4 protein-coding genes are annotated in these 3,216 nt (G+C 57.6%); all 4 read left to right on the plus strand.

The features are described 5' to 3' along the window. Positions 1-1,272: efflux transporter outer membrane subunit (locus AB4043_RS21885; RefSeq protein WP_442308078.1), on the plus strand; the 1,272-nt coding region annotated here is incomplete at its 5' end. Between the two features lie 32 nt (positions 1,273-1,304). Continuing rightward, the gene (locus AB4043_RS21890; RefSeq protein WP_442308079.1) at positions 1,305-2,393 is read left to right on the plus strand and encodes an efflux RND transporter periplasmic adaptor subunit; all 1,089 of its coding nucleotides are present in this window, start codon (positions 1,305-1,307) and stop codon (positions 2,391-2,393) included. Next, complete coding sequence (locus tag AB4043_RS21895) at positions 2,390-2,662, plus strand: hypothetical protein (protein ID WP_442308080.1); 273 nt, start codon at positions 2,390-2,392, stop codon at positions 2,660-2,662. Before AB4043_RS21890 ends, AB4043_RS21895 begins: the two co-directional genes overlap by 4 nt. Then, positions 2,625-3,216, plus strand: a 592-nt coding sequence (locus AB4043_RS21900) for an efflux RND transporter permease subunit (protein ID WP_442308081.1), incomplete at its 3' end; no start/stop codon positions are given. The genes AB4043_RS21895 and AB4043_RS21900, both read left to right, overlap by 38 nt.

The following is a 3,216-nucleotide window of genomic DNA, read 5'->3' on the forward strand; positions in this document are numbered from 1 at the left end:
GATCAGTGGTGGACAGGCTTCCATGACCTTGAGCTGACAAGGATCGTGAAGCGGGCACTGGACCAGAATCTCGACCTTGCCGCTGCCATGACGCGAGTGCAGCAGGCGCGCGCCGCTGCACGGGGAGCAGGAGCGCAGCGGATGCCAGCAGGAAATCTCAATGCTTCGACCACCACAATTCACCAGTCGACAGAAAGCACGACCGGTCGTCTTGCCTCGCACCTGCCCGGCTATGACCGCAATCAGAACTATTACGACTTAGGAATTGCCGCGAGTTGGGAAACAGATCTGTTCGGCGGTTTGAAAAGAGGAGCCGAGGCGGCAACTGCTGAAGCCCAGGCAGCTGAAGCATCCCAAACGGGAACCAGGATCACAGTGGCTGCGGAAGCCGCCGATGCTTACCTGCAGATACGTGGCGCACAAGCTCGCCTGAACTTTGCCAAAGAGCAAATCGCCAYGGACAACCATCTCGTCGAGCTCGTGCAGCAGCGCAGGGATGCGGGCATCGCTTCTGACCGCGAACTGGCTCAGGCACAAGCTGTACTGTCGCAAGCCAGGGCGACCATTCCACTGATTACGGTTTCCCTGGAGGCACAGCTCAACCGGCTTGATGTCCTGATGGGAGCCCAGCCGGGAACCTACGCAGCGGAGTTGACGTCGGTGGCCGACATTCCCGATGTACCGGAAATTTCCGCCTTCGGCACGCCCATGGATCTATTACGCAGGAGACCTGACATCATCGCTGCTGAGCGAATGGTTGCTGCTTCAAATGCTCACATTGGCCAGGCAATCGCCGAATACTATCCCAAGCTCTCCCTTTCAGGCATCGTCGGATCTCAGGCGGTCGCGCCCGCACACCTTTTCGAGCAGCAGGGATTTCAGCCCGCCAGTGTAGTTGGTCTTCGCTGGAGACTCTTCGATTTCGGCCGTGTCGCCTCAGAAGTGCAGCTAGCGCTAGGCGCGAATGCTGAAGCCCTGCTCCAGTATCGAAGCTCCGTCCTGCACGCCGCTGAAGACGTTGAAGACGCCTTCAGTCTCCTCGTCCAATCGGAGAATCGCCGCAATGAGATCCTTCGTGAGATTGCTGAACTACAGCGTGTGCGCGACCGCTCGGAAGAGTCCTATGCCGCGGGAGTCATCGGCCTTACGGATGTGCTCGACGCCGATCGCCAATTGCTTGTCGCCAAGGATGACCTGGCAGTAGCTCGAGAGAGTGCGGCACGCGCAGCAGTCGGCTCTTATCGCGCTCTCGGGGGCGGCTGGCTCCAATGATCAAAATCGAAAACTTCAAGAAGGATCGCCATATGAAAAAGATGAATTTCAGTTACGCCGCCCTGGTTATTACCGGTCTCGTGGTCAGCCTGGCTGGTTGCAGTCAGAAGCGGGAGTTAGACCCGAGAACGGAGCCGGAGCTGATTCGCATCGTTGAAGTAAGCTCACACTCCGGAGCAGATCGCGCATTCACGGGCGTGGTATCTGCGCGTGTAGAGAGCGATCTGGGCTTCCGAATCCCCGGCAAGGTTACGAAGCGGTTAGTCGACACGGGGCAGTTTGTCCGTGCCGGACAACTGCTTATGACGATCGATCGGACCGACTACGTCCATGCCATCACGGCGCGATCAGAAACCGTCGCTGCAGCGAAGGCAAAAGCTGTTCAAGCGGCGGCCGATGAGTCCCGGTATCGCGGTTTGGTCAAGAGCGGCGCGGTTTCCGCTTCCATCTACGATCAGATCAAGGCTGCATCCGATGCGGCACAGGCTGAGCTCGCTGCCGCCAAGGCTCAGGAGCAAGTTGCGCGAGATGAGGACGATTACTCGCAACTTGTTGCGGATGCGGATGGCGTAGTTATCGAGACCGAAGTCGAGCCCGGACAAGTGGTAGCGGCAGGCCAAACGGTCGTTAAGCTTGCCCGATCCGGCCCGAGAGAAGCCACCGTGAGCTTACCGGAGACATTGAGACCGGCGATTGGATCGACCGCATACGCAACCCTCTACGGCAGCACGACGAGAGTCCCAGTTCGATTGCGGCAGCTTTCTAATGCCGCTGACCCACAGACACGCACCTTTGAGGCACGGTATGTTCTCGAAGGCGYTGCCGCGAACGCCCCACTGGGAGCGACCGTTACCGTCCGTCTCTCCGGCGATCCGGGAATGGACATCTTGCAAATACCGGCGTCGTCCATCGTCGATCGAGGAAGAGGACCGGGGGTCTGGGTCCTGAACCAACCTACGTCCACAGTGTCATTTCAACCTGTACAAGTGCGCCAGCTCGATGAAGAGCTGGCAACCATCAGCGGTAACCTGCGTCCAGGACAAGAGGTCGTGGCCCTTGGAGTTCATCTCCTTCACGATGGCGAACGCGTGCGGGTAGAAGCCAAGGGAGAAGTTCGATGAGCGATCACTATACGTCAGACAACACCGAAAAGCTGCACCATGAGCATGGCATCTCTGGACCCGATGTTCGCGAACATGCCGAGAAGCAGTTTCTAAACCTTTCGGCCCTCGCGGTCCGCGAAAAGGCGATCACTCTCTTCTTGCTGATTGCGATCGCCGCCGCCGGTATCTTTGCCTTCCTCAAACTGGGACGCGCAGAAGATCCCAGCTTCACCATTAAGGTGTTTACTGTTGCAGCGGTGTGGCCTCCCGGGTGTAAAAAAGATTGACATCGTAGGAGAACGGCCGGAACGTATTTTTGTCGAGTTCTCGTATCCACGGCTCGCGACGCTGGGAGTAAGCGCACGAGATATTTTCGACGCGCTGGTTCGCGAGAATGCGGTCACTCCATCCGGATCTATCGATACGAAAGCTCAGCAGGTTTACATTCGCCTGGATGGAGCGTTCGACGATCTCCAGAAGATTCGAGACACGCCGATTGTCGCCGGCGGGCGCACCCTCAAGCTCTCCGATGTTGCCGATGTAAAGCGCGGATACGAGGATCCCGCAACCTACCTTATTCGTCATAATGGCCAACCGGCCTTACTTCTAAGCATCGTGATGAAGGAGGGCTGGAACGGTCTGGACCTTGGTAAAGCTCTTGTGGCCGAACAGAAGAAGATTTCCGCTGATCTTCCTGCCGGCATCACTTTCACCAAGGTGACGGATCAGGCAGTAAACATCCGTGAAGCAGTGGATGAGTTCATGCTGAAGTTCTTTGTGGCTCTCGCAGTGGTCATGATCGTTAGCTTCATCAGCCTCGGTTGGCGCGAAGGACTCGTTG

The organism is Terriglobus sp. YAF25 (assembly GCF_052113305.1).
GTDB lineage: Bacteria > Acidobacteriota > Terriglobia > Terriglobales > Acidobacteriaceae > Terriglobus.

Bases quoted from the DNA above. Each gene is read 5' to 3' on its own strand.
- AB4043_RS21895 (WP_442308080.1), top strand. From the start codon at position 2,390: ATGAGCGATCACTATACGTCAGACAACACCGAAAAGCTGCACCATGAG.